This is a genomic window from Pseudomonas juntendi, assembly GCF_009932375.1.
Lineage (GTDB): Bacteria > Pseudomonadota > Gammaproteobacteria > Pseudomonadales > Pseudomonadaceae > Aquipseudomonas > Aquipseudomonas juntendi.
The window spans coordinates 1-223 of record NZ_BLJG01000581.1; the positions used below are offsets into that span (position 1 = coordinate 1).

General features: G+C 70.4%; 1 protein-coding gene. It reads left to right on the top strand.

The features are described 5' to 3' along the window. Nucleotides 1–223, top strand: a 223-nt coding sequence (locus GYA94_RS27360) for an AMP-binding protein (protein WP_161893516.1), incomplete at both ends; no start/stop codon positions are given.

Here is a 223-nt window from a genome sequence, read left to right on the forward strand (position 1 = left end):
GCGCTGAGCTACGGTGAACTCAATCGCCAGGCCAACCAGCTGGCCCACCAGTTGCGCGCGCGGGGTGTGCAACTCGGTGACCGGGTCGCCTTGTGCCTGCCGCGCAACGCCAGGCGGCTGGTGGGCATGCTTGGCGTGCTCACGGCCGGTGCGGCCTACGTTCCGATTGACCCGGGTTACCCGGCCGCCCGCATTGCCTACCTGCTCGACGACAGCGCGCCGC